This is a genomic window from Lysobacter humi (ex Lee et al. 2017), from assembly GCF_054781815.1.
Genome location: NZ_BAAGTR010000006.1, coordinates 79,432 through 105,147, shown reverse-complemented (window position 1 = coordinate 105,147; position 25,716 = coordinate 79,432). Strand labels below are relative to the sequence as shown.

Below are 25,716 nucleotides of genomic sequence, written 5' to 3'. Positions count from 1 at the left end.
GCTGCCGGCGCCGCCGCCCGCGAGCGGGGCCGTCGCGCGGTGCGCCGCCGAGGGATTGCTCGTCGCGGCGCGAGCCGCGGGGCGCGCGGCTGCCGCCGGCTTGCGGTCGCCGACGCGACCGCGCTCGAAGAACTTCGAGAACGCGCGGGAGATCGGGTTCGAGCGGTCGTGGTCGGGGGTACGGTCCATGGAGGGACTCCTGTCGTCGATTCCCCATGACGATCCCACCGCGACCGTGAGCATCGCATCGGCGGCGCGTGACCGGCGTGCGAAGCGCTCAGCTTGGGATCGCTCAGTCGCGCGGGCGCGCGACCGACAGGCCGATCAGGCGCGAGACCACCACCGCGATGTAGCCGATGCCCGCCATCTGCTCGAACATCACCAGCACGCGCGCGGGCCCGCCGAGCGGCACCACGTCGCCATTGCCCACGCCCGAGAGCGTGGCGCAGCTCAGGAACAGCAGTTCGAGCCAGGTGCGCGGCCGCTCGGGCTCCACCGCGCCGGTGAAGCTGTCGGGATACCAGGCCTGGCAGACCAGGAAGGCGTAGGCGAATGCGGTGGTGAGCAAGGTGAACGCGGCGCCGGAGGCATAGAGCTCGTCGGTCGTCACCACGTGGTCGTGCAGCATGTAGTGGATGAGGCTGCCGGCCGCGTAGAAATACAGCGCGGACTCCAGCAGCGACGACCACACCACGAGTTCGGGCCGGTCCAACGCGATCGCGGCGAGCGACAGCCCGATCGCCGGCAGCGCGAGCGCCCAGGCGATGCCGTTCGAGAGCGCGCTGCGCCGCACGACCCACACCGCGAGCGGCACCACCACCAGCGCGACGGCGCTGAGCAGCACGCGCGCATCGTGCGCATCGCTCGTGCCGACCTGCGCATACAGCAGCAGGCTCAGCAACTGCACGGCGAGCAGCATCGCGGACGGATGCCGCACGAGGTCGCGTGCGTTGAAGCGCACGCGCCGGCGCGGCGCATCGGGTGCCCGCGTACTCACGCGGGGGCCCACCGGCGCTTCGTCGCGCGCCTGCCGGACGGGGCAGCCGGCCGGCGCGCGTCGCGACGCGGATCAATCGCCATCGAAGACGTCATCGATGTCGAGCGCGTCGATCACGTCGACGCCGGCCGATCCGGGCCGCGCCGACCGCACGCGCGCGCCCGCCATGTAGAACAGCTGCATGAAGGCGAGCACGATGCCGGCGGTGACGGCCGAGGCGACGAACATGAGCAGCCCCGCCGACAGGCCCGCGGCGCATTCCAGCAGCGAACCGGAGCACCTCGCGAACAGGGCGTAGCCGCCGAGCACGACGGTGAGGGCGATCCCGAGCAGCGAGCCGACGAACCACAGCAGCGAGAGGTTGCGGAGCACGCGGAAGACCGTGGAGCGCGGCGCGATGGTGCCCATGGAGACCACTGGCGGGGACGAAGCCGCAAGGATAGACGCGCGGCGTCCACGGCGCCCGTGCTCACGGCTCGACGATCACGCAGGCCGCGAGCACGAGGCAGGCGACCACGAGCAGCACCAGTCGCCGGAAGCGATGCTCCATGCGCCGGAGCTGGCGCCGGCTGAGATGGCGCGAGGGGCGGCCGGCAGCGCGTCGGGCAGCGATGTATCGAGGCGTCATCGCAGCATCCTGCCCGCGCCCGACGTCATGCCGGCGAGAACGCGCGGTGGAGGCACCGCTCTGGCCGCATGATCCGGATGTCGGGCGGATCGCGCCGTCGCGATGCTGGGCACCCGTCTCGGAGACATGGCCATGGCCTACCGCATCCGCGGGCTCGACCCTGCGCCCTTCCGCCACCTCTACGGGCTCGACGATGCCGCGCTCGCCACGCACGGCGCGCGACGCGTCCGCGTCGATCGCGCGCCGGGCGTACCCGATCGGATCGAGCTGCGCGACCTCGCGCCCGGCGAGACCGCACTGCTCGTCAACCACGTGCACCAGCCCGCGCCGACGCCCTATCGCGCGAGCCATGCGGTCTACGTCCGCGAGGGTGCCGACGCGGCGGTCGAGGCGGTCGACATTGTTCCCGAGGTGCTGCGCCGGCGCAGGCTCTCGCTGCGCGCCTTCGACGCAATGCACATGATGGTCGACGGGCGCCTGGTCGACGGCCTGCAGCTGCACGAGACGCTGCCGGCGATGCTCGCCGCCACGGAGGTGGCCTACGTGCATGTGCACTTCGCCGCGCACGGCTGCTACGCGGCGCTTGCGGAACGCGCCTGAGGCCGACTTCGTCGCATGCTGCGCTGCAACCCCATGCATCGCGGGGCCTGAACCGTTTCACCCGCCACTCATCGTCGCTGCGTACCTTGAAGCCACGGCGCCCACACGCCGCACCATCTCCTCCGTCTCGGGAGGGGCGGGCCCCCGGCCGGAGTTGGCGCTCTCCCGGGGGCTCTTCTCGTTGGGGTCCTTCTCGTTCCGGTCCGGCCTTCGCCGGCATGCTGCCGCGATGCCCGACTCCAGCCCCGCCCTCTACGATCCCGTCGCCGCCGCGCTCGCCGGGGGCGCGATCGCCGCGGCCGCGACGATGGTCGGCGCGCTGCTGGGTGGGCTCGGCCAGCGCCTGTCGCCGCGCAGCAAGGACGCGATGCTCGGCTTCGGCGGTGGCGTGATGCTCGCGGCCACGTCGTTCTCCCTCGTGCTGCCAGGCATCGCGGCCGCGCGCGCCGCGGGCATGGGGGCCTGGGCCGCGGGCGGCACGGTCGGCGTGTCGCTCCTCGCCGGCGCCGCGCTGGTGATGCTGCTCAATGCCTGGATCCCGCACGAGCACTTCATCAAGGGCCTGGAGGGGCATTCGCCCGAGCGCGTGCGGCGTGCCTGGCTGTTCGTCTTCGCGATCGTGCTGCACAACCTGCCGGAGGGTTTCGCGATCGGCGTGGGCCATGCCGAGAGCCTGGCCAGCGGACGCATCCTCACCACCGGCATCGCGGTGCAGGACCTGCCCGAGGGCTTGGTGGTCACCCTGTCGCTGATGGCGGCCGGCTATCGGCGTCGCCATGCGGTGGTCGCAGGGATTGCCTCAGGCCTGCCGGAGCCCGTGGGTGCGCTGCTCGGCGCGGGGCTGGTGGCCTCGATGCCGTTCCTGCTGCCGACCGGGCTCGGCTTCGCCGCCGGCGCGATGCTGTTCGTGATCAGCCACGAGATCATTCCCGAATCGCACCGCAGCGGGCACGAGACGCCCGCCACGCTCGGGTTGCTCATCGGCTTCGTGGTGATGATGCTGCTGGACACGGCACTCGCGGCCTGAGCGTCGCGCAGGCCCAAGCGCGGCGGCGCGATCGCGCCTCAGCGCACCTCGATGCGGTCGCCGCCGGCGCCGCGCGCCTGCGCGAGCGCATGCGTCGCGGTCTCGATCGCATCGCTGCCGGCCTCACCGGGTTCCACGCGCGCGATGCCGATGCTGAGCGTGACCGGGATGCCCGCCGCGGGATTGCCGACGAGCTCGGCGGCGCGCCGGCACTGCGCGACCGCCTGCGCGAGCGGCACCGGCATCAGCAGGCCGAAGCCCGTGCCCACCCGTGCGAGCCGGCCCTCCACCACGCCGGCGCGCAACACGCCCGCGAGCGCGCGCAAGGCCTCTTCCGATTGCCCGGCGCCGTGCAGGCCGTCGAGCGAGGCGTGGTCGTCGATCTCCACGAGCGCGACCTGCAGCTCGCCGCCGCTGCCCTCGCGCAGCCAGATCTCTTCATCGACCGTCTCGGCGAAGGCCTGCGGGCCGGGCAACCCGGTGAGCGCATCGATCGTGCCGGGAGCGACCCCGTCGGCGCCGGCGTGGCGCAGCTGGCGCTCGTACCAGTCGCGCTCGCGCAGCTGGATGCTGAGCAGGCGGCTCACGCGGCGCAGCTCGATCAGCCGCGAAGCCTGGCGTGCGAGCGACTGCAGCGCATCGCGCTGGCCGGCGTCGAGCTCGCGGGGCTCGTGGTCGAGTACGCAGACGGTGCCGATCGGCAGGCCCTCGACGAGGATCGGCGCGCCCGCATAGAACTGGAAGCCGTCCTCGGTGACGAGCGGATTGTCGGAAAACCGTGCGTCCTCGCGTGCGTCCTGCACGTGCATGACCTCCTCCGGCGCGAGGATCGCGTGCGCGCAGAACGAGATCTCGCGCGGCGTCTCCTCGAGCGCCACGCCCAGGCGCGCCTTGAACCACTGGCGCCGGTCGTCGATCAGCGAGACCAGCGCGGTCGGCACGCGGCAGATGCCGGCGGCGATGCGCACGAGGTCGTCGTAGTCCGACTCCGGCGTGGTGTCGAGGATGCCGAGCGCCTCGATCAGGGCCTGGCGGGAATGTTCGAAGGCAGGCAGGGCAGCGGCGGGCATGGCGGGCATCCGATGGGCTGCGCGCAGCCTAGCGGCGCACGGGCGCGGCGTCATGGGGGAGAACCCCCCAGTCCGCCGGCTCATGCGGATCCGCCATGGCGACGGGCGCGACCGGCATTGGCCGCGGGCGCGCCGGCCGCCTAGCATCGGCGGTTTCCGTCTGCGGCCCTGCCATGAGCTACGTGCGTTGCCTGCGCGGCATCGCGTCCGGGATCGAATACCCGGCCGATCGCCCGATGAACCTCGATCCCGCCGACGGCCGCCCGGTCGAGATGGTGCTCGACCTCGAGCGGCTCGCGCGCGAGAAGCCCGATGCCGCGTGGTACGACCCGTCGCGCCGCGACATGTGGCGATTCGGCGCGCTGATGGCACTGGATGCGAGCGACCCGCGCGACGCCGCGCATCTCGTGCCGCTCGGCGAGGGCGGCACGCCGTCGCTCGACTACCGCGCGCACCCCGTCGCGACGCAGGCCGGCCTCGCGCTCGAGCTCAAGGACGAAGGCCGTGCGCATCCGGGCTTCGGCGCGAATCCGACGCAGAGCTTCAAGGACCGCGGCATGGCGATGGTGGCCGCGCAGGCGCGCCGTCTCGGGCTCACGAAGCTCGCGGTGCCCACGCAGGGCAATGCCGGCGACTCGCTGGTGCGCTACGCGCTTGCCGGTGGGCTCACCGTCGCGGTGGCGATGCCCGACGACACGCCGCTGCCGATCCTCGGCAGCGTCGCGGCGGCCGCGCGGCGGCATCCGGAGCGCGTCACGCTCGAGCTCATCGGCCCCACCATCCGCGAGGCGGGCGCCTTCCTCAAAGAGCACTACGTGCCGCGCGGCTACTTCTCGGTCGCGACGTTCCAGGAGCCGGGCTGGCGCATCGAAGGCAAGAAGTCGCTGGGCCTCGAGCTCGCGGAGCCGCGCGACGGAGGCACGCGCTGGTCGCTGCCCGATGCCGTCGTCTATCCCACCGGCGGCGGCACCGGCGTGCTCGGCATGTGGAAGGCCTGGGACGAGCTCGAGGCGCTCGGCCTGATCGACGCGCGCCGTCCGCGGATGCTGTGCGTGCAGAGCACGGTCACCGCGCCGCTCGTGCGTGCGTTCGAGGCCGGCGCCGACGACACCACCGTGGTCGCGGCCGGCAGCACGCTGGCGACGGGGCTCAACGTGCCCGGGGGCGTCGGGCATTTCCGCGTCCTGCAGATCATCCGCGCGAGTGGCGGCGCGGCGATCGCGATCGACGAGGCCGACATCGCTGCCGAGCTCTCGCGCGAGTGGCGCCGCACGCACGACTGGCTGAGCCCCGAGGGTGCGGCCTGCCTCGCCGCGTTGCCGCAGCTGCTCGACCGCGGCCTGCTGCGCGCGGGCGAGCGCGTGGTCGCCGTCAACACCGGTTCCAGCGAGAAGTACCTGCCGGCGCTGCGCCACCTGCTCTAGCTCAGCCGAGGATCTCGACCTCGACGCGGTCGCGGCCCGCCGCCTTCGCGCGGTAGAGCGCGCGATCGGCCGCCGCGAGCATCGCCTGCGGGTCGCCGGGCGCGACCGGCGCCACGGCGACGCCGATGCTCACCGTCATGGCGATCGGCTCGCCGCCGCCGATCGCGACCGGCGTCCCCGCGATCGCGTGGCGCACGCGCTCGGCGATCACCGACGACTGTCCGTCGGCGCTCGACACGAGCACCACGAACTCCTCGCCGCCGAAACGCCCGACGCGGTCGTAGGGCCTCAGGGTGGCCTGCAGGCGGCGGCCGATCTCGCGCAGCACCTCGTCGCCGACGAGATGGCCGCGCGTGTCGTTGACGCGCTTGAAGTGATCGATGTCGAGCAGCAGCACCGCGGTGGTGCCGCCCTGGCGCGCGGCCCGATGCAGCTCCACCTGCAGTGCGTCGAGGATCGCACCGCGGTTGAGCACGCCGGTCAGGCGGTCGCGCGTGGCCTCGAAGCGCAGCGCCTCGTGCAGGCCGAGGATGCGCTCGGCCACGCTCAGCCGTGCGGCGAGCACTTCGCGGTCGAGCGGCTTGGTGATGAAGTCGTCGGCACCGGCTTCGATGCCCGCGAGGTAGTTGCCCTTGCCCTCGAGCGAGGTGAGCAGGATCGCGTAGGTGTAGTACGAGCGGTGCTCGCTGCGGATCGCGCGGCAGAGGCCCGGCCCGTCGAGCTCCGGCATCAGCCAGTCGGAGATCACCAGCGCGAATTCGTCGCGCCGCCAGAGCTCGAGCGCCGCGGCGCCGTCGGCCACCGCGGTGACCTCGTGGCCGAGGCTGCGCAGCGTGGCGGCGAGCACGAGGCGGGAGGTGACGTCGTCTTCTGCAACCAGGATCTTCATGCGGGAACGTCAGTCCATGTCCGGAAGGAGGCGGCGCAGCTGCACGAGCACGTCGCCGTAGTCGCCTTCGAGGCGGCGGACCAGGGCGTCCACCCCGTCGAGCCGCCCGCTGCGGGCGATCGTATCGAGCTCGCCGGCGGTTGCGGCCAGGCGTGCGGCGCCGACGTTCGCCGCGGCGCCCTTGAGCGTATGCGCGGTGCGGCGAAGGAGGTCGGCATCGGCATGCGCGGCCGCGGTGCGCAGCAGGCCGAGGCGCTGCGCCGTGTCGCTGCGGAAGGCGCCGAAGATCTGCGCGAGCAGTGCGGGGTCGCTCGCCTCGGCGAGCGCGCGCAGCTGCGTGACCACCGCCTCGTCGAGCACCGGGCGGCTGTCCTCGACCGCGGCATCGGGCGGCGCGCCGGCCTCCGTCGCCACGGACGGGCGACGCAGTGTCGGCACCCAACGGCGCAGCGCGCGGCGGAAGTCGTCGATCTGCACCGGCTTGGTGATGTAGTCGTCCATGCCGGCCGCGAGGCAACGCTCGCGATCGCCCTGCATGGCCTGCGCGGTCACGGCCACGATCGGCACGCGCGCGCGCGTATCCTCGCGCTGGCGGATGAAGGCGGTAGCCTCGAAGCCGTCCATCACCGGCATCTCGCAATCCATGAAGACGATGTCGTAGTCGTCGCGGTCCAGCCGCAGCGTGGCCTCGCGCCCGTCCGCCGCGACCTCCACCCGGCAGCCGAGGTCGCGCAGCATGAGCGAGGCGACATAGCGGTTGGTCGCATTGTCCTCGACCAGCAGCACGCGCGTGCCCACCGTCGCCTCGCCGGCCTCGTCGCGCCGGTGCAGTGCATGGCGCGGCGCGTGCACGCCGCCGCGCGCCAGGCTCAGTGCATTGAGCAGGTCCGACTGGCGCACCGGCTTGGACAGGAACGCCGCGAAGCCGATGTCCTGCAGGCTGCCGCCGCGCTCCACGTTGCCGAGCGAGGTCAGCATGATCAGCGCGGTGGAGCGCAGCTGCGGATCGGCCTTGATCGCGCGGGCGAGCATCTCCCCGTCGATGTCCGGCATCTGGTAGTCGAGGATCGCGATCGGATACGCGTCACCCTCCTCCACCGCGCGGCGCAGCGCGGCGAGCGCCTCCTGCGCGTTCGCGCAGCTGCCGTTGCGCATGCCCCACTGCACGATCTGCTCGTGCAGCACACGGCGGTTGACGGCATTGTCGTCGACGATCAGCACGCGCGTGCCGCGCAGGTCGACGGGCAGCGGTGCCTCGACGACGTCCTGCTGCAGCTCCAGCGGCAGGCGGATCCAGAACGTGGAGCCCTGCCCGGGCACGCTCTCGACCCCGATCGTGCCGTGCATCAGCGCGATGAGCTGGCTGCTGATCGCCAGCCCCAGGCCGGTGCCGCCGTAGCGGCGCGTGGTCGAGACGTCCGCCTGGCTGAACTTCTCGAACAGGCGCGCCTGATGTGCCGGATCGATGCCGATGCCGGTGTCCTCGACGCGGATCATCACGTCCGCGCCCGCGTCGTCACGCCGCACCAGGCCCACGTCGACCAGCACATGCCCGTGCTCGGTGAACTTGATCGCGTTGTTGACGAGGTTCACCAGCACCTGCCGGATCCGCGCGGCATCGCCGACGAAATGCCGCGGCACCTCGGCCGGATAGCGCACCACCAGGTCCAGGCGCTTGTCCGCCGCCTGCAGGCCGGTCATGCCGCTGACTTCCTCGACGGTCTGCAGCAGGTCGAACGGCATCTGCTCGAGGTCGAGCTTGCCGGCCTCGATCTTCGCGAAGTCGAGGATGTCGTTGATGATCGTGAGCAGCGTTTCGCCGCTCGCGGTCGCGAGCCGCGCGAGCTCGCGCTGGTTGCGGTCGAGCGGCGTGTTGAGCAGCAGGCCCACGGTACCGAGCACGCCGTTGAGCGGCGTGCGGATCTCGTGCGACATGTTGGCGAGGAATTCGCTCTTGGCGCGGCTGCCGGCCTCGGCGGCCTCCTTCGCGCGCTGCAGGGCCTCCTCGGACTCCTTGATGCGCGTGATGTCCGACGCGGCGGCATAGATCAGGCCGTCCTCCGGCGACGGCGCCGACTGCCACATCAGCCAGCGGTAGCTGCCGTCCTTCGCCCGGTAGCGATTGGTGAAAGCCACCGAGTCCGCGCCTTCGGCGAGCTTGCCGGCTTCGGCGACCGTGCGTGCGACGTCATCCGGATACACGAATTCGATGAAAGGCTTCGCGCGCAGTTCGTCGAGCGAATAGCCGAGCAGCTCGCTCCAGGCGGGATTGAGCCGCACGAAGTGGCCGTCGATCGTGGCGATGGCGAGCAGGTCGAGCGAGAGCTCGAAGAAGCGATCGAGCTCGGCCTGCGCACGCTTGCGCTCGCCGATGTCCAGGAAGGTGACCACGGTGCCGACCCGTTCGCCGTGGCGGCGCATGGGATAGGCCGAGAGCTGCGCGAGCAGGCGGCCGCCGTCGGCGCGCCGCAGCGGCACCTCCTCGAGTTCGACGGCCTGCTCGAGGGCATGCGCGGCAGTGACCGGACGGCGCGCGGCATCGACCGGCGTATCCGCATGCCGCAGCATCGAAGCCATGTCCTGCCCGAGCAGCGCGCCGGCATGCGGATAGCCCAGCATCCGCACGCAGGCGCGGTTGACGAACGTGCAGCGCCCCTCGAGGTCGACGCCGTAGATCGCCTCGGCGGTGGAGTCGAGCAGCAGGCGGATCTGCGCCTCGCTCGCGCCGAGCTCGGCGGTGCGCGCCGCGACCGTCTCCTCGAGGCGCTCGGCATTGCGACGCAGCTGCTGCTCGCTGTCGTGGATGGTGCTCGCCATCAGGTTGAACTTGCGGGCGAGCCGGCCGAGCACGTCCTCCCCGCGCACCTCGAGGCGCACGTCGCGATCGCCGCGTGTGAAGCGGCCCACGCCCTCCAGCAATGCATTGACCGGACGCACGACGGTGCGCGCGAGCGCGTAGGCGATCGCTGCGGCGAGCAGCATCACCAACGCGGCGAACACCGTGAGGCGCCGGCCGAACTCGTGCGCAGGCTCCAGCACCTCGGCCAGGTCCTGCTTGGTGACCAGGCACAGCTGGTGCTCGGCGATCCAGCGGTAGGCGATCACTGCCGGTCGGTGGCGGTAGTCCGGCGCGATCGCAACACCTCGACGGCCGGCGAGGCATTGCCGCACGGCGGGCGTGTCGACCTTCTCGCGCATCACCACGGGGCGCCGGAGCAGACGCGGCTGGGTGACGAAGAACCGATCGCGCCCGACGAGGTAGGCATCGTCCGTTGCACGCAGCCCGCTGTGGGCGCGAACCATCTCGTTGAATTCGTCGAGGGTGAACCAGCTCACCAGCACCGCCACGGTGCGGCCGGCATCGTCGCGCACCGGCGTGCCGATCGCGAGCGTGGGAATGCGCAGCAGCGGGGAAAGGAACGGCGGCTGCGCATAGGTGCGGCTGCGGCCTTCCACGAAGTACGGCAGGTCGGCGCGGCTGATGCCGACGAAGCGGCGGTCGGTCGCGGCGACGATGCGGCCGTCGCGCGCATCGAGCAGGGCGAGCAGGCGGTGCGACTCGGGGTGCGCGGCCTGGCGCGCGAGCAGTTCGCCGACCACGACGGCGTTCGCCTCGCCGGCCTCACTCGTTCCCGGGTCCGCCTGCAGCAGGCGGCGCGAGGCCTCGCGGACGGACGGCGAGGCGGCAAGCGTCTCGACCGCCTGCGACTGCTCGTCGATCCACTCGCGGATGCGCCCCTCGCGCACGATCGCGATCGAGAGAAGCTCCGAGGTGGCCGCGGCCTGCAGCGAGGCCTGTCCGCTCTGCTTGGCGAGCCAGCCCAAGCCGAGCAGCAACGCCGCGGCGAACACCAGGATCGCCACGTAGATGCGCGGGGTAAGGCCGAGGTGCCTCATGCGGCAAGCCTCCGGCGCATGAGCAGGCCCGCCGCCAGCAGGGCGAGACCGAATGCCGCGGTCGCGGCCGGCAACACGATGCCGGCAAGCAGCATGCGTCGCCTCGCGGTCGCGGCACGCGCCACCTGCGCCGCGCGCGTGGCGGCGGTGAAGCGCGCGTCCCATTCGAAGAAGGCGCTGGCCGCGCTTCCGTCGGGGCGCGCGAAGAAGCTGAGCCCGTGCTCGACGTAGTCGAGGATCAGCCCGCTGCGGGGCTCCACCCACAGGCGGCCGTGGCCGTCGGTATGCGCGCGATAGCGCTCGGGCACGTCGGCGAGGTGGCGGTACCCCTGGGTCTCGTCGATCGCGCGCACCTCGAAGTCGAAGCGGTAGGCGGTGAGCCCGCCGAGCACCTCGCGCCGACGGAAGCGCATCGTGCGCGGGCCCATGAACTGCGCGTCCCAGAGCATGTAGTCCCGGCGGCGCACGTTGGGCGGGAACATGAACTGGCCGGTGCGGCTCGACGAGCCCAGGCCGGGAAGATTGCGGCGGGTGCGCCGGTCGACCGCGTAGACGCCCGCGTTCTCGAACAGGAGGCTGCCGTCGCCGAGCGCCCAGATCACGTCCGACTGCAGCACCATGCGCTCGTCGGTGGCGACCAGCATGGCGTCGACGCGGCGGCCGATCAGCCGGAGCGACGTCCAGGGGCCGTCCACGCTGTCGCGCGAGCGCGCCTTCGCATCGAAGTCGTAGCGCGACTGGAACCCACTGCCGAGGCGGCCGACCGACGGGCCGACCAGCACCAGCCACAGCGCCGCGACGAGCAGCAGCGCGAGGCCTGCAGGTATCCAGAGGGTTCGCATCATCTCGGGCTCCGGGCGCGGGGCAGTCTAGGCCGGTGCGCCGTGAGTGCCGCGACAGCGACGACACGCGCGTCGATCACCGCGGTTCGGGCTGCCGTCTCCGGTATCGACGGCGATGCGCCGCACTTGAGCGGCATCGTGCTCAACGGCCTTCACGGAGTCGGGCGGGCGACCACAGCGTGAAGCGCAGCTGCCCCGCGCGCGTGTCGACCAGGAGCTCGACCTCGTCGCCGGGCAGGTGCACGAATACGCCATCGGCCCGCTGGGCGGTGCGTTGCAGCGCCTTGAGGAAGCTGCGGTCGACGCCGGCGGCGAGGTGCGGCGCGGCGAGCAGGCGGATCGCATGCACGTGCTCGTCGAACATGGCCTGCCAGCGGCGGGCGGGCTGCTCGCGGCGATCGAGGCGGGTCAGGGCGACCGCATGCTCGACGATCGATTCGGCGACTTCGTTGAATGCACTCACGGACGGGGATCGACGCGGCGGGCCAGTCTACGCAGCGCGGTCGCAGCGGGGGCGACGCCTCACGCGCGGCCCATCACCAGCCCCTCGATCTGGTGCAGCTGCACGATCGGCTCGAGCGTGTCGACGACGCGGCAGTGCAGGTGCCGGCGCACCGCCTCGGGCAGCGCGTCGAAGTAGCCGCGCGTGCATTGCAGGTCGTGCTTGTCGGCATTGGTGCCGGTGGGGCCGTCGACGCCGAGCACGAGCACCGGCCGGGAGAGCTGCGAGCGGTTCGCGGTGCCGCGGTGGATGGTGAGCGCCGAGCGCGCGGAGATGTCGCCGCGCATCGGCAGCTTGCGCACCGCGCGCGCCGCGTAGCGCGCGGCCTCGCTCTCGGGCGGAAACATGCCCTGCTCGAATGCCTCGCCGGGCTCCCATTGCGTGCCCGGCGCGATCTCGAACGGGCCCATGTCCTCGGTGGTGTCCACCGCGGTGAGGTTGAAAGCCAGCGAATTCAGGCGCCGCCCGATGCGCGTCTCGTCGGGCGAGGGGAAATCGCGATGCCAGGGCTGGTTCATCGCGCCCGGGCCGGGCACGTCGAAGCCGATCTCGACGATGCGCCAGTCGGGCCCGAGGACCGCCTCGCAGACGGTGACCACCCACGGATGCGTTGCGAGGTCCACGAAACCGCGCAGCCGCTCGGGATGGATCTCGACGTAATAGCGATTGGGCCCGCGGCCGACCGCGCCCCCTGGCCGTGCGCGCGCGTCGGCGAAGAGCACTTCGATGTCCTCGCGCATGCGATCGGCCCAGGCCGGCTCGAACGCGCCTTTCAGGCCGATGATGCCGTCGCCGTAGAGGCCGCCGAGGATCGCGGCGACGTCGAAGGGCGCGGCGACGGGGTCGAGGGACATGCGCGGGGTTCCGGGAAGCGGACTCGGATCATCAACCCGTGCCGGTGTCCGCGGCGTCATCGGCCTCGTCGAGCAGCGCGGCGAGCTCGGACATGCGCGTCGGGCGCACGCGGCGCCCGTACTCGACGCCGTCGCGCAGCAGCACGAAGGTCGGCCAGAGCTTCACCGAGAAGGAACGGCCGAGGCGGCGGCCGCGGCCGTCCTCGATGCGCAGGTGGTGCACGTCATCGCGATCGTGGAGCACCTGCTCGAGCAGCGGGCGCGCCGCGATGCAGTGCCCGCACCAGGGCGCGCCGAACTCGAGCAGCACGAGGCCGGGCATCGCGTCGACCGCGTCGCGCGACGGCTCCTGCGCGACCCAGGCGTCGTTTGCCGCCATCGGGTCAGTGGTGGCCGCGGCCGAAGTTCGGGTCGCGCGAGCGGTTGCGGTCGAGCGCCGTCGTGTCGTCCTCCGCCTGAGCTTCCGGACGGTTCGCCGGCGAGACCTTCTGGCCGTGGCGGTCGAGGTCCTTCGCCTGGTCCTTCCTGCCGGACTGCTGCGTGACCTGCTGCTGGGCGGGATCGGGTCGCATGGGGCCTCCTCAGTCGGCGCCGTGATCGGAGCCGTTTCGATGGTCGTCGCGCCCTTCCTCGCGGGTCCGCGACTCGTCGGGCCGGTAGTTGCGGCGCTGCGTCGGCCCGTCCTTGCCGGCGCGCAGGGCATGCGTGCCGCCGCCCAGCTTGTCGGGCCCCGGCGGCGGGTTCGAGCGGCCGGCGTCGTTGCGATGCTTCTCGTGGATGTTCGTGCCCATGCCGTGTCTCCATCGGGAGCGTCAACGCTAGGCCGATCGCCGTTACGCCCGCAGCAGCGGGAAGTGAGGGCCTCGATAAGCGCACACTGACGCTCTCTTCGCGGAAACGCGCTAGCTTCCGGGAATGGCCCGAACGCTCCTGCCCGCCTGCCTCGCCCTGACGTGCCTGCTGGCCGCCTGCACGGCGCCGGCGCCGCCGGCCGCGCCGGCCGCCGCGATCGCGCCCGGCCCCGCCGCACCGGCTCCCGTCGCACCGGCTCCCGTCGCGGTCCACACCCACGCCGAGGCCGACGCAACACCCGCCGCGGCGCCGAGCGGCGGCCAGTGGTTCGAGGGCCGTGCCGACGGTGCACCGTTCGCCGCCTGGGGCGCGCCCGCGAGCGAGGCGGTGCTCCGCCTGGAATGCGACGACGACGCTGGCCGCATCGTGCTCACGCGCGAGGCGCACGCCCTGCCCGGGGACGTCCGCATCCTCACGCTCGAGGCCGACGGCGTACGCATGGATTTCCCGGCCGAGCGCGTCGCGACCACGCTCGGCGCCGACCTCGTCACCCGCATCGCGCTCGATGCGCCGGCGCTCGATCGCCTGCTGGCGACGCCCCGCCTCGCGGTGATCACCGGCGACGAGACGCTGCACGTCGACGCGCCCGGGCGCGCACTACGCCCGGTGCTCGACGCCTGCCGCGCCCGTCACTGACCGCGCGCGGCGAGGATCGAGCCGAGCGAGCCGGGCTTGGCGAAGTAATACCCCTGCCCGAGCTCGCAGCCCAGGCTCATCAGCGCCTGCCGCTGCGCCTCGTTCTCGATGCCCTCGGCCACCACCTCGAGCTTCTGCGCGCGCGAGAGCGCCAGGATCGCCCGCACCACCGCGGTGCTGCCGCCCTCGTCCTCCAGCCGCAGGTCGTTGATGAAGGAGCGGTCGATCTTCACCGTGTGCAGCTTGAAGCGATGCAGGTAGGAGAGTGACGAATAGCCGGTGCCGAAGTCGTCCAGCGCGATCAGCACGCCGTGCTCGCGCAGGCGGTCGAAGACCTGCCCGATCTGCTCGGGGTTCTCCAGCAGTGCGCCTTCGGTGACCTCGATGCGCACCTGCGAGGGATCCACGCCCTTGGCGGCGATGAGTTCGAGGAAGCGCGTGTCCAGATCCGTGGAGCGGAAGTGCCGCGGCGAGAAGTTGAGGTTCACGTACTGGCCGGGCTGCACGAGCGCGGGCAGCATCTCGAGCGTGCGCTCGAAGACCTGCCAGTCGATCGGCTCCATGCTCCCGCTCGCATCGGCCACGTGCAGGAACGCACCCGGCGCCAGCACGCCGCGCTCGGGATGGTTCCAGCGCATCAGCGCCTCATAGCCGATCACGCGCGCGTCCGAAAGGCGCACGATCGGCTGGAAATAGGGCTCGAACTCGCGGCGCGTGATCGCGCGGCGCAGATCGCTCTCGATCTCGAGCAGCTGCAACGCCTGCTCGTGCAGCTGCTCGTCGAAGACCTCGATGCGATGGCGACCGCCGGCCTTCGCGCGGTACATCGCGATGTCGGCGTCGCGCAGCAGGTCCTCCGGACTGGAGTAGTGCGGCGAGCTCAGGGTGATGCCCACGCTCACGCCCGTGAACAGCTCCTTGCCTTCCACCCGCACGGGCTCCTTGAGCGCGTCGATCACGCGCTGGCCCATGCGCAGGGCCACCTCGGGGCCGTCAAGCTCCATGAGGATCGCGAACTCGTCGCCGCCCAGGCGCGCGACCATGTCGCGGCCGCCCCGCACGCAGCGCGAGAACCGCCTTGCGACTTCCTTGAGCAGCGCATCGCCGACGAGGTGGCCGACCGAATCGTTGATCACCTTGAAGCGGTCGAGGTCCATGAACAGCACGGCGAACCGGTACGACGGATCCCGCTCGCGATGCGCGAGCGCGCGCACCAGCTGGTCGCGCAGGTAGGCGCGGTTGGGCAGGCCGGTGAGCGAGTCGTGCAGCACCTCGTGCTTCAGGCGCTGCTCGATCTGCTCGCGCACCTCGATCTGCTCGGACAGCTCGATCGTGCGCTCGGCGACGCGGCGCTCGAGGTCGGCATACGCGTTCTTGAGCTCGGCGGCGGCGCGCTGGCGCTCCAGGCCGTTGGCGATCTGGTAGCTGATGAAGGTGAGCAGCTCGCGGTCGCGGTCGGTATAGCCCACGCCCGGCGTATAGCTCTGCACCGCGAGCAGGCCCATGACGCGGTCGCCGAGCACCAGCGGCACGCCCAGCCACGCCTCGGAGATCTTGCCGATCGGCGCCAGCTCGCCGCGGTCGCGCAGGTCCTGGATGTGGTCGCGCGTCGCCGGCTCGGACATGTCGAGCAGCAGCGGGCGCCCGTAGCGCATCGCGTACTCGGAAATGCCCAGGCCCACGCGCCGGCTCTCGGCATGCTTGCCGTACTGGTCGACGAAATACGGGAAGTGCAGGTACTCGCCGTCGTCGGAGAGCAGCGCGATGTAGAAGTTCCGCGCATCGAGGAACTCGCCGACGATGCGATGCACCGCGGCGTAGAACTCGTCGAGGTTGGTCGCCGTGTGCGAGAGCTCGGCGATACGGTAGAGGGTCTCCTGCACCTTTACGCTGCGCTGGCGCTCCTGGATCTCGAGCGTGAGCTCCTGCGTACGCTCCTCGACGCGACGCTCCAGCTCTTCCTGCGCGAGCTTGCGGTCGAGTGCGGTAAGGATGTGGCTGCCCACGTACGACAGCAGCGCCTGGTCCGACGGCGTGTAGCGCGGCCGCTCGACGTAGCTCTGCACCACCAGCACGCCGCGCACGCGGTCGCCGACCATGATGGGCACGCCCATCCAGTCGACCGAATCCGCACCGATGTCGCGCATGGGCCCGGAGATCTGCTGCCGGATCTCGTCCATCGAGCCCATCAGCGGGTGCTTGTCGCGGATCACGTACCAGGTCAGACCGCGCTCGAGCACGTCCATCGAGATGAACTGGTCGGCCGGCCGGACCAGCTCGTCCTCGGTGTCGACGAGGTAGATGAAGCGGATCGCGTCCTTCTGGTCGTCGTACAGCGCGATGTAGAAGTTCTCGGCGTACATGAAGCGGCCGACGATCGCGTGCAGCTCGGGGAGCATGTCCGCGAGATCCATTTCCGAGCTCGCCATGTCGGCGATCTGGAACAGCGCCGACTGCAGCTGCTCGGAGCGTTCGAGCGCACGCAGCGAGTCGGTCAGCCGCGCCTTCTCGAAGACCGCGCGTGCGATCGGCGCGAGCAGCTCGCACTGCGCCTGCAGGGCGGCCCGCGCGCCGATGTCGCCGTCCACGACCACGCCGATGCTGTCGCCGCCGCCCTGCACCTCGATGCAGGCCGCCATGCGGCCGCGCGCGTCGCAGGCCCAGCCGTCGCCGTCGCGCGCGGCGAGGGCGACGTCGATGTCGCCCGGCCGCAGCGCGAGCGGATCGTGCACTTCGATCTCACCGCCGGCCAGGCGCCAGACCACGGCGACCTGCCCGAAGCCGGACTCGCGCAACTGCGCCGCGACCCGCCGCGCGAAGGCGGGGATGTCGGCGGCGTCGAGCAGCTCGGTCGGCACGCGGCTTGGGCCGGGCGCATCGTCGATGCCGATGTCGACTTGTCTGGCCACGCTCAGTGCAGTCCCCATGTCCTCATCCCCGGGCGCGGATGCCCACTGCCGACGTCCGAGCCGGGCGCGTCCTGACCGCGGTATCGGCCGGACAGGGGAGATTCTTGAAGGGCCTGCCCCACCGGTTCAGGCCCGCGAGATCCATGGGCTGCCGGGCACGTACCAGCGCCACGGGGCGTCGGCGGCATGGCGGATCCCGACCCGGGGCCGCGCCGTGGGCACGGCGGGTGGCGCGACCCCATCGTCCTCGATCCACAGTCCATCACTGCCTGTTATCAGGTCGGCGCCATCGTCGCCACCGGCGATGTCGAAGGCCTGGCAGAGCCGCGCCGGCCCGCGGCAGAGGTCGCGGTCGGTGCGCGCGGCCGGGCGTGCGGCGCGCATGCGTTCCAGCCCCGCGAGCGGCTCCAGCGCGCGCAGCAGCACTGCCACGCCCTCGCCGGCCTCCCCGCAGACCGGGTTGCAGCACCAGTGCATGCCGTAGGTGAAGTAGACGTACAACCGGCCCGGCGGGCCGAACATCGTCGCATTGCGCCGCGTCGGGCCGCGGTAGCTGTGCGCCGCCGGGTCTTCGGCCCCGCAGTAGGCCTCGGTCTCGACGATCCGGCCGCGCCGGCCGTCGCCGCGCACCAGCACCTTGCCGAGCAGCTCGGGCGCGACGATGCGCGGATCGCGCCGGTAGAACGCGCTCGGCAGGCGTCGCCCACGGCCGACGGGCGACGGCGGGTTCACGCGCGCCCGGCCACCGTCAACGGCCCTTCGCTGCCATCCATGCCCATGCCCGTCCGCGTCAAGACCAGTGGTTGCCTCTTCAGCATCGTCGCCTCGATCGTGCTGACCGTCGTGCTGAACCTCGCGCTACGGGCCTGCAGCGGCTGATCAGCCCGAGGCCGCGACGGTGCTCGTGTAGGGCAGAAGCTGCGCGCCGGAAGCCTCGATCGCCGGGCCGGCGACCTGCTGCGTGGCGTCGTCGGTATCCACCACCAGCAGGATCTTGCCGGCGGAGATCTCATCGTCGAATTTCTGCCGAACCGGATCGGGCAGCGCCGCGCCGAAGATCGACGAGGCCATGCCGCCGATCGCGGTGCCGGCGAGCGCCGCGATCCCGACGCCGGCGAGCGTGATGCCGATCGGCCCTAGCACCATCGCGCCGAGGCCGAGCAGCAGCCCGGTCGTGCCGCCCGCGGCCATGCCCTTGAGCGCGCCGTGCTTGAAGTCGCCGTCGGCTTCCTTGTGGTCGTTGGAGATCGAGTCGAGCTCGATGTCCGAGCGCGCGACCAGCATGATGCAGTCCTCGCCGATGCCGGCCTCGCGCGCGGCGCGCATCGCCGCGCGGGTGACCTCGAGGTTGTCGGTGCTGTAGACGTGACGGGTCTTCATCGGGCTCTCCTGATCCGGGGCGCGGGCGACGCGCCGACCGCGCCAGCGTCGGTTCCGGGCGGTGCAAGAGGCGTGAGGGACGCGCGCGGGGCGCGGTCTGGGATACTGCGCGCATGGCATCGAGCACACCCCACGCGCGCCTCGTCGGCTTCGACGGCGACGACACCCTCTGGCGCAGCCAGGACTTCTTCGACGAAGCGCAGGCCGAGTTCGAGGCGCTGCTCGCGCCCTATGTCGAGCTCGGCGACGCCGCGCTGCACGAACGCCTCTACGCGGTGGAAAAACGCAACATCGCGATCTTCGGCTACGGCGTGAAGGGCATGGCCCTCTCGATGATCGAGGCCGCGATCGAGATGACCGACGGGCGCGTCCGCGCGCAAGACATCCACCGCATCGTCATGCTCGCCCAGCGCCTGCTGCGACATCCGGTGGAGCTGCTGCCGGGCATTCGCGAGGCCGTGGAGACGATCGCCGAGCGCCATCCGGTCGTGCTCATCACCAAGGGCGACCTGTTCCACCAGGAAGCCAAGGTGCGCGATTCGGGCCTGTCGCACCTGTTCCGCCGCATCGAGATCGTCAGCGAGAAGGATGTGCCGACCTATGCACGCCTCATGGACGAGTTCGGCATCGCGCCGGAAGGCTTCGTGATGGTGGGCAATTCGCTGCGCTCGGACATCGCACCGGTGCTCGCGCTCGGTGGCTGGGGCGTCCACATGCCGTACCACACCACCTGGGTGCACGAACGCGAGTTCCAGCTCGACGACCGCACGCGCCTGCGCGAGGTTTCGTCCGCCGAATCCCTGCCGTCGGCGATCGCCGACATCGAGGCGGCAATGCGCATGGCCCAAGCGTCGATGAGCGCGAGCTGAGCGAACCTGAACAGGCAGCGGGCCGGTTAAAAACGGGTTCACCCGACGGCGCGCAAGGTCGACCCGTGCCCCGCATGGTGCGGGACGTGCTCGAGGAGATCTCCATGGCTACCGCCCGTTGGCTCGCCCCCGCCGCTCTCGCCGCCGCACTCGGCGCGGCCGCGCTGGTGCCGGCTCCCGCGAAGGCGCAGTCCGCCGACCTGGTTCGCACCATCGTCGACATCGCCGATGTCGTGATGCGTGGCAACCAGCCCTACTACCGCCATGGCGACTACAGCGCCGACGATCGCCTGGTGATGGGCCGCGACCGCTACGGCCGTCCGGTGTACTACCGCGTCGCGACCGACCCGCGCTATGGCTACGACAATGGCTACGACAGCCGCTACGGCTACCGCATCGGTGCGACCGCGCCGTACGGCCGGGCCGTCGGCTACCACGACAATCGTGGCCAGCGCCAGAAGTGCAACAAGCATGGCAAGTGCAAGGTCGAGTATTACGACCCGCGCGCGGATCGTCGCAATTACGGCTATCGCGGCTACTAAGGCCTGATCTGTTGGCGTCACGAGGCCACGGCCCTCCGGCCGTGGCCTTTTTCATGCCGCCGGTCGGCTGCGCGCCGGCGTGGCGCATCGCGGCACGGATCATGCGCGCTTAACCGCATCGGTCCGACGATGCGCGCGCCTCCCGGAGCCCGCCCATGCGCCCGTCCCCCACGTCCACACGCCTGCGCGGGGTACTCGTCGCCGCGCTGCTCGCCTGCGCGACGCCGGTGCTCGCGCAGGACGCGGCCGTCGCGCCCGGTCCCCGCACCGGCGATGCATGGATCGACGCGCGGCTGGACGACATCAACGACTACGGCCGCGCCTATCGCGATCCGTTCATCGACGAGCTCGTGCGCTATCACCGCGCTCCGCGCGAGCTCGTGCTCGAGCTGCTCGGCCGCCGCGGCTGGTCGCCCGGCGACGTCTACTTCGCCTGTGCGCTCGCCATGCAGGCCGGGCGTCCGTGCCGGGCAGTCGCCGAGGACTACGAGCGCGATCGCACGGCGGGCTGGGGTGCGCTCGCGCAGCGGCTCGGGATCGCCCCGGGCTCGCCGCAGTTCCATGCACTCAAGAAGGGCTTCGTGCCGACGTACGACCGCTGGGCGCGGCCGCTGCGCATCGACGCCGACCTCGCCCGGGCGTTTCCGGGGCGCCGCGTGGAATCACCGGCAACGCGCGACGCGGGCGGCGGAGCCAAGCCACCCCCCACGCCCGGCAAGCCACCCCGCAGGAACGACCCGGGTGACACCCCCGATGGCCGGCCGGGCGTTCAGCAGGGCAACGCGCCTGAACATGCGGCAAGCGGGAAGCCCGGCAAGCCCGCCGTCGGCGACGACGCGGTGCGCACTCGGGGCGCGAAGCCGGGCAGCAAAGGCGCCGGTGGCACGGCGCAGGACCGGGGCCCGAAGCCCGGCGGCAAGGGCAACGGGCGCTAGCACAGGCCCCGCCGCGCCTTCACGCAGACGCAGAAAAGCCGACCGCGCAGGGCACGGTCGGCTGGTCTTCGACGCTGCAGTGCCGGACGAGCCGGCTCAGTACATGCGCTGACGCTTGGTCACGTCGCGCGAGGAGCGACGGGCCTGGCGCTTCACCGCCGCGGCGGCCTTGCGCTTGCGCTCCTGGGTCGGCTTCTCGTAGAACTCGCGCTTGCGGGTCTCGGCGAGGACGCCGGCCTTCTCGCAGGTGCGCTTGAAACGGCGCAGGGCAAACTCGAAAGGCTCGTTTTCGCGGACTTTGACGCTCGGCATACGGAATCTCGGGTGATTGGGACCGCCGGCCACAGGCCAGGCGAGCCGCCTATGATATCGGCTGTCGACGCGGCGTCGCAAGCCACGCCCTCACTTTTCTTGAACAGCGCGTGCCCCGCCGGGCCGCCATCGAAGGCAAGCCCTTGAAAGTCCTCGGAATCGAGACGAGCTGCGACGAGACCGGCGTCGCCCTGTACGACAGCCGCGAGGGGCTCCGTGCGCATGCGGTCTACAGCCAGATCGCGCTACATGCGCAGTACGGCGGCGTGGTGCCGGAGCTGGCGAGCCGCGACCACGTTCGCAAGCTGCTCCCGCTGGTGCGGCAGACCCTGGGCGAGTCGGGCCTGGCACTGCGCGACGTCGACGGCATCGCCTACACGGCCGGCCCCGGGCTCGTCGGCGCCCTGATGGTCGGCGCCGGGGTGGCGCGGGCGCTGGCCTGGTCGCTCGAGGTTCCCGCGATCGCCGTGCATCACATGGAAGGCCACCTGCTCGCGCCGCTGATGGACGACGCCGCACAGCGCGCCGCGCTGCATGCCGGACAGGCGCCCGAGCCGTTCGTCGCCCTGCTCGTCTCGGGTGGGCATACGCAGCTCGTCGGGGTCGACGGCATCGGCCGCTACCGCCTGCTCGGCGAGACGCTGGACGACGCCGCCGGCGAGGCCTTCGACAAGACCGCCAAGCTCATGGGCCTGCCCTACCCGGGCGGCCCGCAGCTCGCCGCGCTCGCCGAGCACGGCCGGCCGGGCGCCTTCCGCTTCTCGCGGCCGATGACCGACCGCCCCGGCCTGGATTTCAGCTTCAGCGGGCTGAAGACGCAGGTGCTGCTCGCCTGGCGCGACAGCGACCAGTCCGAGGCCACGCGCGCCGACGTCGCGCGCGGCTTCGAGGACGCCGTGGTCGAGACGCTCGCGATCAAGTGCGCGCGCGCGCTCGACGCCACGGGCTTCCGCCGGCTGGTGGTCTCCGGCGGCGTCGGCGCGAACCGGCGCCTGCGGGCGCGGCTGCACGAGCTCGCGGAAAAGCGCGGCGCGCACGTCGGCTTCCCGCCCCCGGTGCTGTGCACCGACAACGGCGCGATGATCGCCTTCGCCGGCGCGCTGCGCCTGCAGGCGGGCCAGCGCGAGGACCTCGGCGTGCACGTCACGCCGCGCTGGGACATGGCGACGCTGCCGGCGGTGGAGATCGCGGCGGCGCATTGAGGCGCCCGCTACGATGGCCGACCCCACGCCCCGACCGCCGCCCATGGACCACGTCTTCATCGAAGGCCTCGAGATCGAGGCGCTGATCGGCATCTACGACTGGGAACGCCGCGTGCGCCAGCCGCTGGTCTTCGACCTCGAGATGGCCTTCGACAACCGCGTGCCCGCCGCGAGCGACGACATCGCGCACACGCTCGACTACAAGGCGGTGAGCAACCGCATCCGTGAGTACGTGCAGGCCTCCGGCTTCGGGCTCGTCGAGACGCTGGCCGAGCGCGTGGCCGAGACGGTGCTCGCCGAGTTCCCCGTGCAGCGCCTGCGCCTGAAGCTGAGCAAGCCGGGCGCGGTGCGCGGCGCACGCGCGGTCGGCGTGTCGATCGAGCGGTCGCGCGACGCATGAGCGGCGGGCGCGCCTACCTGAGCCTCGGCAGCAACCTGGAACCGGAGCGCCACCTGCGCGCGGCGCTCGACGCGCTGCGTGCGCGCTTCGGCGCGGTGGTGGTTTCGTGTGCCTATCGCACGCCCGCGGTCGGCTTCGACGGGCCGGATTTCGTCAATGCGGCGGCGATCGTCGACAGCGACCTCGAGCCCGAGGCGCTCAACGACTGGCTGCACGCACTCGAGGCCGCGCACGGCCGCGACCGCAGCGCGCCGCGGTTCTCGAGCCGCACGCTGGACGTCGACGTCGTCCTGTTCGACGACCGCGTGCTCGAAGGCACGGGCAACCTCCGCATTCCGCGCCCGGAGTTGCAGCATGCCTTCGTGCTGCGGCCGCTCGCGGAGATCGCGCCGCAGGTGGAGGTGCCGGGAACCGGTCGCACGCTCGACGCGCTATGGCGCGCGCATCCCGATCGCCACGTGCCTCTCGCGACGGTCGACCTCGATCACTGATCGCGCGGCGACTCAGCCGGCGATCGTCCGCCCGCCGTCGACCGCGATCACCTGCCCCGTGCAGTAGGTGGCGTCGAACAGCAGCCAGCGCACCGCCTCGGCGATTTCCTCCGGCGTGCCGATGCGGCCGAGCGGCGTGCGCGCGAGCATCGCCTCGCGCGCGGCGGCATTGCCCGGGTCCTCGGGCCACAGGATCGCGCCCGGCGCCACCGCGTTCACCCGTACGCGCGGCCCGAGCTCCAGCGCGAGCGCGCGGGTGCCCATCAGCAGCGCGGCCTTCGCCATGCAGTAGACCGCGTGCCGTGGCAGCGGGCGCTCGGCGTAGATGTCGACCAGGTTGACGATCGCGCCGCCCGTGGCGCCGAGGTGCGGCGCCGCGGTCTGCGCGAGGAAGAACGGCGCGCGCGCGTTGGACGCGAACAGGTCGTCCCAGTCGGCCGGGGTGACGTCGCCCAGCGGCGTCGGCCGGAAGCCGGACGCATTGTTGACGAGCCCGTCGAGCCGACCGAAGCGGCCCACCGTGCGCGCGACCAGCTCGGGCAGCCGGTCGAATTCGGCAAGGTCGGCCTGCAGTGCGAGCACGCTGCCCGGTCGCACGGCTTCGAATTCATCGACCAGCGCGTCCAGATCCGTCTTCGAATGCCGGTAGTGCAATGCGAGGTCGCAGCCGGCGGCATGCAACCGCCGCGCGATCACGGCGCCGATGCGACGGGCGGCACCGGTCACCAGCACGACCGGGCGTTCGGAGGGATCTCGCAGCGTCATGGTCGATTCCGTGGACGCGGGCCTTCAGCACCGCGGGCGTATCCTGCCCGGTCCGTCCCCGCCTGTCCCGACGATGCCGATCGATCCCGCCCGCCGCGCCCTATCCGCCCTGCCCGAGCCCGCGGACGACGCGCGCGCGCACAGCCAACAGGTGGCACGGCAGATCCATGCGGAGATCGCGGCGGCCGGCGGTGCGATCCCCTTCGCGCGCTACATGGAACTCGCGCTCTATGCGCCGGGCCTCGGCTACTACAGCGCCGGCGCGACCAAGTTCGGCGAAGCCGGCGATTTCGTGACCGCGCCGGAGCTCGGGCCGGTGTTCGCCGCCTGCGTGGCCGACGCGATCGCGCCAGTGCTGCGGCAGCTCGGGCCGAGCGCGCTCGTGCTCGAGCTCGGCGGCGGTTCCGGCGCGTTCGCGCAGGTCGCCCTGATGCGCCTGCTGGAGCTCGACGCGCTGCCCGCGCGCTACCTGATCCTCGAGCCGAGCGCGGAGCTGCGCCAGCGCCAGCGTGCGCGCCTGTTCGAGCGCCTGCATCCGATGCTGTTCGAGCTGGTCGAGTGGGTCGACGGCCCCGTGCCGCACGACTGGAACGGCGTGCTGTTCGCCAACGAGGTGATCGACGCGCTGCCCACGACGCGCTTCTCGATCCGCGGCCGCGAGGTGTTGGAGGAATACGTCGCGAGCGACGGCGACCGCCTCGTCAGCCAGTGGCGGCCCGCCGATTCGATGCTCGTGCAGGCCGTGCGCCACGTCGAGCGCCGCATCGGCCGCGAGCTGCCGGAAGGTTACCGCTCCGAGGTGCTGCCACAGCTGCCGTACTGGATCCAGGCCGTGGCCGGCGGCATGCAGCGCGGCGCGATGCTGTTCGTCGACTACGGCCATGCGCGCGACGAGTTCTACGCGGTCGATCGCGACGAGGGCACGCTGCGCGCCTACTACCGCCACCACGTGCACGGCGACGTCCTCGCCTGGCCGGGGCTGCAGGACATCACCGCCTCGGTCGACTTCACCGCGCTCGGCGAGGCCGGGCTGTCGGCGGGCTTCGACTTCACCGGCTACTGCTCGCAGGCGAGCTTTCTGCTCGGCAATGGGCTTGCCGGCGTGCTGGCGCGCATCGAGTCGGTCGAGGACGACGTCGAACGCCTGCAGCGCACGGCCGAGGTCAAACGCCTGACGCTGCCGTCCGAGATGGGCGAGCGCTTCCAGGCGATGGGCTTTTCGAAGGACGTCGAGTTCGGCGCTGCGTTCCTGGCCGGCGACCTGAGCCACCGGCTGTGATGCTTCGCCCGCTGCGCTGGCCGCGCCTGGCGGTCGCGGGCTGGATCGCCCTGTTCGCGCTCGTCGCCGTAGGTTCCCTGATGCCCGCACGCGAGCTGCCGACACCTTCGGTGCAGGGCCTCGACAAGCTCGAGCACCTCCTCGGCTATGCGGCGCTCTCGGGCTATGCGGTGCTGCTGTTCGCGACCGCGCGGGCGCGCTGGGCCGCCGCGGCCCTGGTGATGCTGTTCGGGCTCGGCATCGAGGCCGCGCAGGCGGCGCTCACCACGTCGCGCGAAGCCGATCCGGCCGATGTCGTCGCCAACGGGCTCGGCGCGCTGCTCGGGCAGCTGCTCGCCCACGGCCGCTTCGCACGGTTCCTCGAGCGTCGTGACATCGATGAATCCTCGCTGCGCTCCCGCAGCACGCGGTGAA

The 25,716-nt window shown here is 71.9% G+C and carries 30 protein-coding genes; 12 read left to right on the top strand and 18 right to left on the bottom strand.

What is annotated here, in order from left to right:
- The 4 genes from ACYVJJ_RS05995 to ACYVJJ_RS05980 form a co-directional block, all read right to left on the bottom strand.
- The coding region (locus tag ACYVJJ_RS05995; protein WP_460831941.1) for a hypothetical protein at window positions 1–189 on the bottom strand (189 nt) is incomplete at its 3' end.
- A gap of 103 nt (window positions 190–292) precedes the next feature.
- The gene (locus ACYVJJ_RS05990; protein ID WP_460831952.1) at window positions 293–919 is read right to left on the bottom strand and encodes an ion channel; all 627 of its coding nucleotides are present in this window, start codon (window positions 917–919) and stop codon (window positions 293–295) included.
- Window positions 920–1,069: 150 nt separating this feature from the next.
- Window positions 1,070–1,405, bottom strand: a complete 336-nt coding sequence (locus ACYVJJ_RS05985; RefSeq protein ID WP_460831939.1) for a hypothetical protein — start codon at window positions 1,403–1,405, stop codon at window positions 1,070–1,072.
- 61 nt (window positions 1,406–1,466) lie between these two features.
- Complete coding sequence (locus ACYVJJ_RS05980) at window positions 1,467–1,625, bottom strand: hypothetical protein (RefSeq protein ID WP_460831938.1); 159 nt, start codon at window positions 1,623–1,625, stop codon at window positions 1,467–1,469.
- Between the two features lie 132 nt (window positions 1,626–1,757).
- Here ACYVJJ_RS05980 and ACYVJJ_RS05975 point away from each other — a divergent pair, with 132 nt between their 5' ends.
- Both ACYVJJ_RS05975 and ACYVJJ_RS05970 read left to right on the top strand, forming a co-directional pair.
- The gene (locus ACYVJJ_RS05975) at window positions 1,758–2,225 is read left to right on the top strand and encodes a DUF1203 domain-containing protein (protein ID WP_460831936.1); all 468 of its coding nucleotides are present in this window, start codon (window positions 1,758–1,760) and stop codon (window positions 2,223–2,225) included.
- A 229-nt stretch (window positions 2,226–2,454) separates the two neighbouring features.
- On the top strand, window positions 2,455–3,252 hold the full coding sequence (locus ACYVJJ_RS05970; protein WP_460831935.1) for a ZIP family metal transporter: 798 nt from the start codon (window positions 2,455–2,457) through the stop codon (window positions 3,250–3,252).
- A gap of 38 nt (window positions 3,253–3,290) precedes the next feature.
- Here the strand turns inward: ACYVJJ_RS05970 and ACYVJJ_RS05965 are convergent, their stop codons facing one another.
- Window positions 3,291–4,322 carry a sensor domain-containing diguanylate cyclase gene (locus ACYVJJ_RS05965; RefSeq protein WP_460831933.1) on the bottom strand — a complete coding sequence of 344 codons (1,032 nt, stop codon included), beginning with the start codon at window positions 4,320–4,322 and terminating at the stop codon, window positions 3,291–3,293.
- Between the two features lie 173 nt (window positions 4,323–4,495).
- On the opposite strand from ACYVJJ_RS05965, the gene ACYVJJ_RS05960 reads away from it, so the two are divergent.
- Window positions 4,496–5,746: a threonine synthase gene (locus ACYVJJ_RS05960; protein ID WP_460831931.1), complete on the top strand. Its 1,251-nt coding sequence runs from the start codon at window positions 4,496–4,498 to the stop codon at window positions 5,744–5,746.
- A gap of 1 nt (window position 5,747) precedes the next feature.
- On the opposite strand, the gene ACYVJJ_RS05955 is transcribed toward ACYVJJ_RS05960, so the two are convergent.
- From ACYVJJ_RS05955 to ACYVJJ_RS05920, 8 genes are all read right to left on the bottom strand, one after another.
- The gene (locus tag ACYVJJ_RS05955) at window positions 5,748–6,635 is read right to left on the bottom strand and encodes a GGDEF domain-containing protein (protein ID WP_460831929.1); all 888 of its coding nucleotides are present in this window, start codon (window positions 6,633–6,635) and stop codon (window positions 5,748–5,750) included.
- Between the two features lie 9 nt (window positions 6,636–6,644).
- A complete protein-coding gene (locus ACYVJJ_RS05950) occupies window positions 6,645–10,532 on the bottom strand; it encodes a response regulator (protein WP_460831927.1) in 3,888 nt (1,295 codons plus the stop codon).
- Window positions 10,529–11,377, bottom strand: a complete 849-nt coding sequence (locus ACYVJJ_RS05945) for a porin PorA family protein (protein ID WP_460831926.1) — start codon at window positions 11,375–11,377, stop codon at window positions 10,529–10,531. Before ACYVJJ_RS05945 ends, ACYVJJ_RS05950 begins: the two co-directional genes overlap by 4 nt.
- A gap of 139 nt (window positions 11,378–11,516) precedes the next feature.
- On the bottom strand, window positions 11,517–11,837 hold the full coding sequence (locus ACYVJJ_RS05940) for a hypothetical protein (RefSeq protein ID WP_460831924.1): 321 nt from the start codon (window positions 11,835–11,837) through the stop codon (window positions 11,517–11,519).
- Window positions 11,838–11,896: 59 nt separating this feature from the next.
- A complete protein-coding gene (locus ACYVJJ_RS05935) occupies window positions 11,897–12,730 on the bottom strand; it encodes a phytanoyl-CoA dioxygenase family protein (RefSeq protein ID WP_460831923.1) in 834 nt (277 codons plus the stop codon).
- Window positions 12,731–12,761: 31 nt separating this feature from the next.
- Entirely contained in the window at window positions 12,762–13,109 is a 348-nt protein-coding gene (locus tag ACYVJJ_RS05930; protein ID WP_460831921.1) for a thioredoxin family protein, read from the bottom strand.
- 4 nt (window positions 13,110–13,113) lie between these two features.
- Entirely contained in the window at window positions 13,114–13,302 is a 189-nt protein-coding gene (locus ACYVJJ_RS05925; protein WP_460831920.1) for a hypothetical protein, read from the bottom strand.
- A 9-nt stretch (window positions 13,303–13,311) separates the two neighbouring features.
- On the bottom strand, window positions 13,312–13,521 hold the full coding sequence (locus ACYVJJ_RS05920) for a hypothetical protein (protein ID WP_460831918.1): 210 nt from the start codon (window positions 13,519–13,521) through the stop codon (window positions 13,312–13,314).
- 124 nt (window positions 13,522–13,645) lie between these two features.
- On the opposite strand from ACYVJJ_RS05920, the gene ACYVJJ_RS05915 reads away from it, so the two are divergent.
- Window positions 13,646–14,218, top strand: coding sequence for a hypothetical protein (locus ACYVJJ_RS05915; RefSeq protein ID WP_460831916.1), 573 nt, complete (start codon window positions 13,646–13,648; stop codon window positions 14,216–14,218).
- On the opposite strand, the gene ACYVJJ_RS05910 is transcribed toward ACYVJJ_RS05915, so the two are convergent.
- From ACYVJJ_RS05910 to ACYVJJ_RS05900, 3 genes are all read right to left on the bottom strand, one after another.
- On the bottom strand, window positions 14,212–17,145 hold the full coding sequence (locus tag ACYVJJ_RS05910) for a bifunctional diguanylate cyclase/phosphodiesterase (RefSeq protein ID WP_460831915.1): 2,934 nt from the start codon (window positions 17,143–17,145) through the stop codon (window positions 14,212–14,214). The genes ACYVJJ_RS05915 and ACYVJJ_RS05910 overlap by 7 nt on opposite strands.
- 108 nt (window positions 17,146–17,253) lie before the next feature.
- The gene (locus tag ACYVJJ_RS05905; RefSeq protein ID WP_460831912.1) at window positions 17,254–17,859 is read right to left on the bottom strand and encodes a DNA-3-methyladenine glycosylase; all 606 of its coding nucleotides are present in this window, start codon (window positions 17,857–17,859) and stop codon (window positions 17,254–17,256) included.
- A 147-nt stretch (window positions 17,860–18,006) separates the two neighbouring features.
- The gene (locus tag ACYVJJ_RS05900; protein WP_460831910.1) at window positions 18,007–18,507 is read right to left on the bottom strand and encodes a hypothetical protein; all 501 of its coding nucleotides are present in this window, start codon (window positions 18,505–18,507) and stop codon (window positions 18,007–18,009) included.
- Between the two features lie 113 nt (window positions 18,508–18,620).
- Between ACYVJJ_RS05900 and ACYVJJ_RS05895 the strand changes: the two genes are divergently transcribed.
- The 3 genes from ACYVJJ_RS05895 to ACYVJJ_RS05885 all read left to right on the top strand — a co-directional run bounded on the left by ACYVJJ_RS05895 (window position 18,621) and on the right by ACYVJJ_RS05885 (window position 20,853).
- Entirely contained in the window at window positions 18,621–19,376 is a 756-nt protein-coding gene (locus ACYVJJ_RS05895) for an HAD family hydrolase (protein WP_460831908.1), read from the top strand.
- A gap of 104 nt (window positions 19,377–19,480) precedes the next feature.
- Window positions 19,481–19,918 carry a hypothetical protein gene (locus ACYVJJ_RS05890; protein ID WP_460831907.1) on the top strand — a complete coding sequence of 146 codons (438 nt, stop codon included), beginning with the start codon at window positions 19,481–19,483 and terminating at the stop codon, window positions 19,916–19,918.
- 155 nt (window positions 19,919–20,073) lie between these two features.
- On the top strand, window positions 20,074–20,853 hold the full coding sequence (locus ACYVJJ_RS05885) for a hypothetical protein (RefSeq protein WP_460831905.1): 780 nt from the start codon (window positions 20,074–20,076) through the stop codon (window positions 20,851–20,853).
- Between the two features lie 96 nt (window positions 20,854–20,949).
- Here ACYVJJ_RS05885 and rpsU read toward each other — a convergent pair whose 3' ends face one another.
- Complete coding sequence (gene rpsU, locus ACYVJJ_RS05880) at window positions 20,950–21,165, bottom strand: 30S ribosomal protein S21 (RefSeq protein WP_115647413.1); 216 nt, start codon at window positions 21,163–21,165, stop codon at window positions 20,950–20,952.
- A gap of 143 nt (window positions 21,166–21,308) precedes the next feature.
- On the opposite strand from rpsU, the gene tsaD reads away from it, so the two are divergent.
- From tsaD to folK, 3 genes are read left to right on the top strand one after another with little or no spacing between them, the layout of a single operon-like run.
- Window positions 21,309–22,367, top strand: coding sequence for a tRNA (adenosine(37)-N6)-threonylcarbamoyltransferase complex transferase subunit TsaD (gene tsaD / locus ACYVJJ_RS05875; RefSeq protein ID WP_460831903.1), 1,059 nt, complete (start codon window positions 21,309–21,311; stop codon window positions 22,365–22,367).
- A 43-nt stretch (window positions 22,368–22,410) separates the two neighbouring features.
- Window positions 22,411–22,767 carry a dihydroneopterin aldolase gene (gene folB / locus ACYVJJ_RS05870; RefSeq protein ID WP_460831902.1) on the top strand — a complete coding sequence of 119 codons (357 nt, stop codon included), beginning with the start codon at window positions 22,411–22,413 and terminating at the stop codon, window positions 22,765–22,767.
- The gene (gene folK, locus ACYVJJ_RS05865; RefSeq protein ID WP_460831901.1) at window positions 22,764–23,258 is read left to right on the top strand and encodes a 2-amino-4-hydroxy-6-hydroxymethyldihydropteridine diphosphokinase; all 495 of its coding nucleotides are present in this window, start codon (window positions 22,764–22,766) and stop codon (window positions 23,256–23,258) included. Before folB ends, folK begins: the two co-directional genes overlap by 4 nt.
- A gap of 12 nt (window positions 23,259–23,270) precedes the next feature.
- Here the strand turns inward: folK and ACYVJJ_RS05860 are convergent, their stop codons facing one another.
- Entirely contained in the window at window positions 23,271–24,023 is a 753-nt protein-coding gene (locus tag ACYVJJ_RS05860) for a pteridine reductase (protein WP_460831899.1), read from the bottom strand.
- Window positions 24,024–24,096: 73 nt separating this feature from the next.
- Between ACYVJJ_RS05860 and ACYVJJ_RS05855 the strand changes: the two genes are divergently transcribed.
- Both ACYVJJ_RS05855 and ACYVJJ_RS05850 read left to right on the top strand, forming a co-directional pair.
- The gene (locus ACYVJJ_RS05855; protein ID WP_460831898.1) at window positions 24,097–25,302 is read left to right on the top strand and encodes a class I SAM-dependent methyltransferase; all 1,206 of its coding nucleotides are present in this window, start codon (window positions 24,097–24,099) and stop codon (window positions 25,300–25,302) included.
- The gene (locus ACYVJJ_RS05850) at window positions 25,302–25,715 is read left to right on the top strand and encodes a VanZ family protein (RefSeq protein WP_460831896.1); all 414 of its coding nucleotides are present in this window, start codon (window positions 25,302–25,304) and stop codon (window positions 25,713–25,715) included. The genes ACYVJJ_RS05855 and ACYVJJ_RS05850 overlap by 1 nt, the downstream gene beginning before the upstream one ends.
- Window position 25,716: the final 1 nt, after the last annotated feature.

What these genes read in the sequence shown, in the direction of transcription:
- ACYVJJ_RS05990 (WP_460831952.1), bottom strand. Translation starts at nt 919, where the DNA reads ATGCTGCTCGCCGTGCAGTTGCTGAGCCTGCTGCTGTATGCGCAGGTC.
- ACYVJJ_RS05985 (WP_460831939.1), bottom strand. Translation starts at nt 1,405, where the DNA reads ATGGGCACCATCGCGCCGCGCTCCACGGTCTTCCGCGTGCTCCGCAAC.
- ACYVJJ_RS05980 (WP_460831938.1), bottom strand. Translation starts at nt 1,625, where the DNA reads ATGACGCCTCGATACATCGCTGCCCGACGCGCTGCCGGCCGCCCCTCG.
- ACYVJJ_RS05975 (WP_460831936.1), top strand. Translation starts at nt 1,758, where the DNA reads ATGGCCTACCGCATCCGCGGGCTCGACCCTGCGCCCTTCCGCCACCTC.
- ACYVJJ_RS05970 (WP_460831935.1), top strand. Translation starts at nt 2,455, where the DNA reads ATGCCCGACTCCAGCCCCGCCCTCTACGATCCCGTCGCCGCCGCGCTC.
- ACYVJJ_RS05965 (WP_460831933.1), bottom strand. Translation starts at nt 4,322, where the DNA reads ATGCCCGCCGCTGCCCTGCCTGCCTTCGAACATTCCCGCCAGGCCCTG.
- ACYVJJ_RS05960 (WP_460831931.1), top strand. Translation starts at nt 4,496, where the DNA reads ATGAGCTACGTGCGTTGCCTGCGCGGCATCGCGTCCGGGATCGAATAC.
- ACYVJJ_RS05955 (WP_460831929.1), bottom strand. Translation starts at nt 6,635, where the DNA reads ATGAAGATCCTGGTTGCAGAAGACGACGTCACCTCCCGCCTCGTGCTC.
- ACYVJJ_RS05950 (WP_460831927.1), bottom strand. Translation starts at nt 10,532, where the DNA reads ATGAGGCACCTCGGCCTTACCCCGCGCATCTACGTGGCGATCCTGGTG.
- ACYVJJ_RS05945 (WP_460831926.1), bottom strand. Translation starts at nt 11,377, where the DNA reads ATGATGCGAACCCTCTGGATACCTGCAGGCCTCGCGCTGCTGCTCGTC.
- ACYVJJ_RS05935 (WP_460831923.1), bottom strand. Translation starts at nt 12,730, where the DNA reads ATGTCCCTCGACCCCGTCGCCGCGCCCTTCGACGTCGCCGCGATCCTC.
- ACYVJJ_RS05930 (WP_460831921.1), bottom strand. Translation starts at nt 13,109, where the DNA reads ATGGCGGCAAACGACGCCTGGGTCGCGCAGGAGCCGTCGCGCGACGCG.
- ACYVJJ_RS05925 (WP_460831920.1), bottom strand. Translation starts at nt 13,302, where the DNA reads ATGCGACCCGATCCCGCCCAGCAGCAGGTCACGCAGCAGTCCGGCAGG.
- ACYVJJ_RS05920 (WP_460831918.1), bottom strand. Translation starts at nt 13,521, where the DNA reads ATGGGCACGAACATCCACGAGAAGCATCGCAACGACGCCGGCCGCTCG.
- ACYVJJ_RS05915 (WP_460831916.1), top strand. Translation starts at nt 13,646, where the DNA reads ATGGCCCGAACGCTCCTGCCCGCCTGCCTCGCCCTGACGTGCCTGCTG.
- ACYVJJ_RS05910 (WP_460831915.1), bottom strand. Translation starts at nt 17,145, where the DNA reads ATGGGGACTGCACTGAGCGTGGCCAGACAAGTCGACATCGGCATCGAC.
- ACYVJJ_RS05900 (WP_460831910.1), bottom strand. Translation starts at nt 18,507, where the DNA reads ATGAAGACCCGTCACGTCTACAGCACCGACAACCTCGAGGTCACCCGC.
- ACYVJJ_RS05895 (WP_460831908.1), top strand. Translation starts at nt 18,621, where the DNA reads ATGGCATCGAGCACACCCCACGCGCGCCTCGTCGGCTTCGACGGCGAC.
- ACYVJJ_RS05890 (WP_460831907.1), top strand. Translation starts at nt 19,481, where the DNA reads ATGGCTACCGCCCGTTGGCTCGCCCCCGCCGCTCTCGCCGCCGCACTC.
- ACYVJJ_RS05885 (WP_460831905.1), top strand. Translation starts at nt 20,074, where the DNA reads ATGCGCCCGTCCCCCACGTCCACACGCCTGCGCGGGGTACTCGTCGCC.
- rpsU (WP_115647413.1), bottom strand. Translation starts at nt 21,165, where the DNA reads ATGCCGAGCGTCAAAGTCCGCGAAAACGAGCCTTTCGAGTTTGCCCTG.
- folB (WP_460831902.1), top strand. Translation starts at nt 22,411, where the DNA reads ATGGACCACGTCTTCATCGAAGGCCTCGAGATCGAGGCGCTGATCGGC.
- folK (WP_460831901.1), top strand. Translation starts at nt 22,764, where the DNA reads ATGAGCGGCGGGCGCGCCTACCTGAGCCTCGGCAGCAACCTGGAACCG.
- ACYVJJ_RS05860 (WP_460831899.1), bottom strand. Translation starts at nt 24,023, where the DNA reads ATGACGCTGCGAGATCCCTCCGAACGCCCGGTCGTGCTGGTGACCGGT.
- ACYVJJ_RS05855 (WP_460831898.1), top strand. Translation starts at nt 24,097, where the DNA reads ATGCCGATCGATCCCGCCCGCCGCGCCCTATCCGCCCTGCCCGAGCCC.
- ACYVJJ_RS05850 (WP_460831896.1), top strand. Translation starts at nt 25,302, where the DNA reads ATGCTTCGCCCGCTGCGCTGGCCGCGCCTGGCGGTCGCGGGCTGGATC.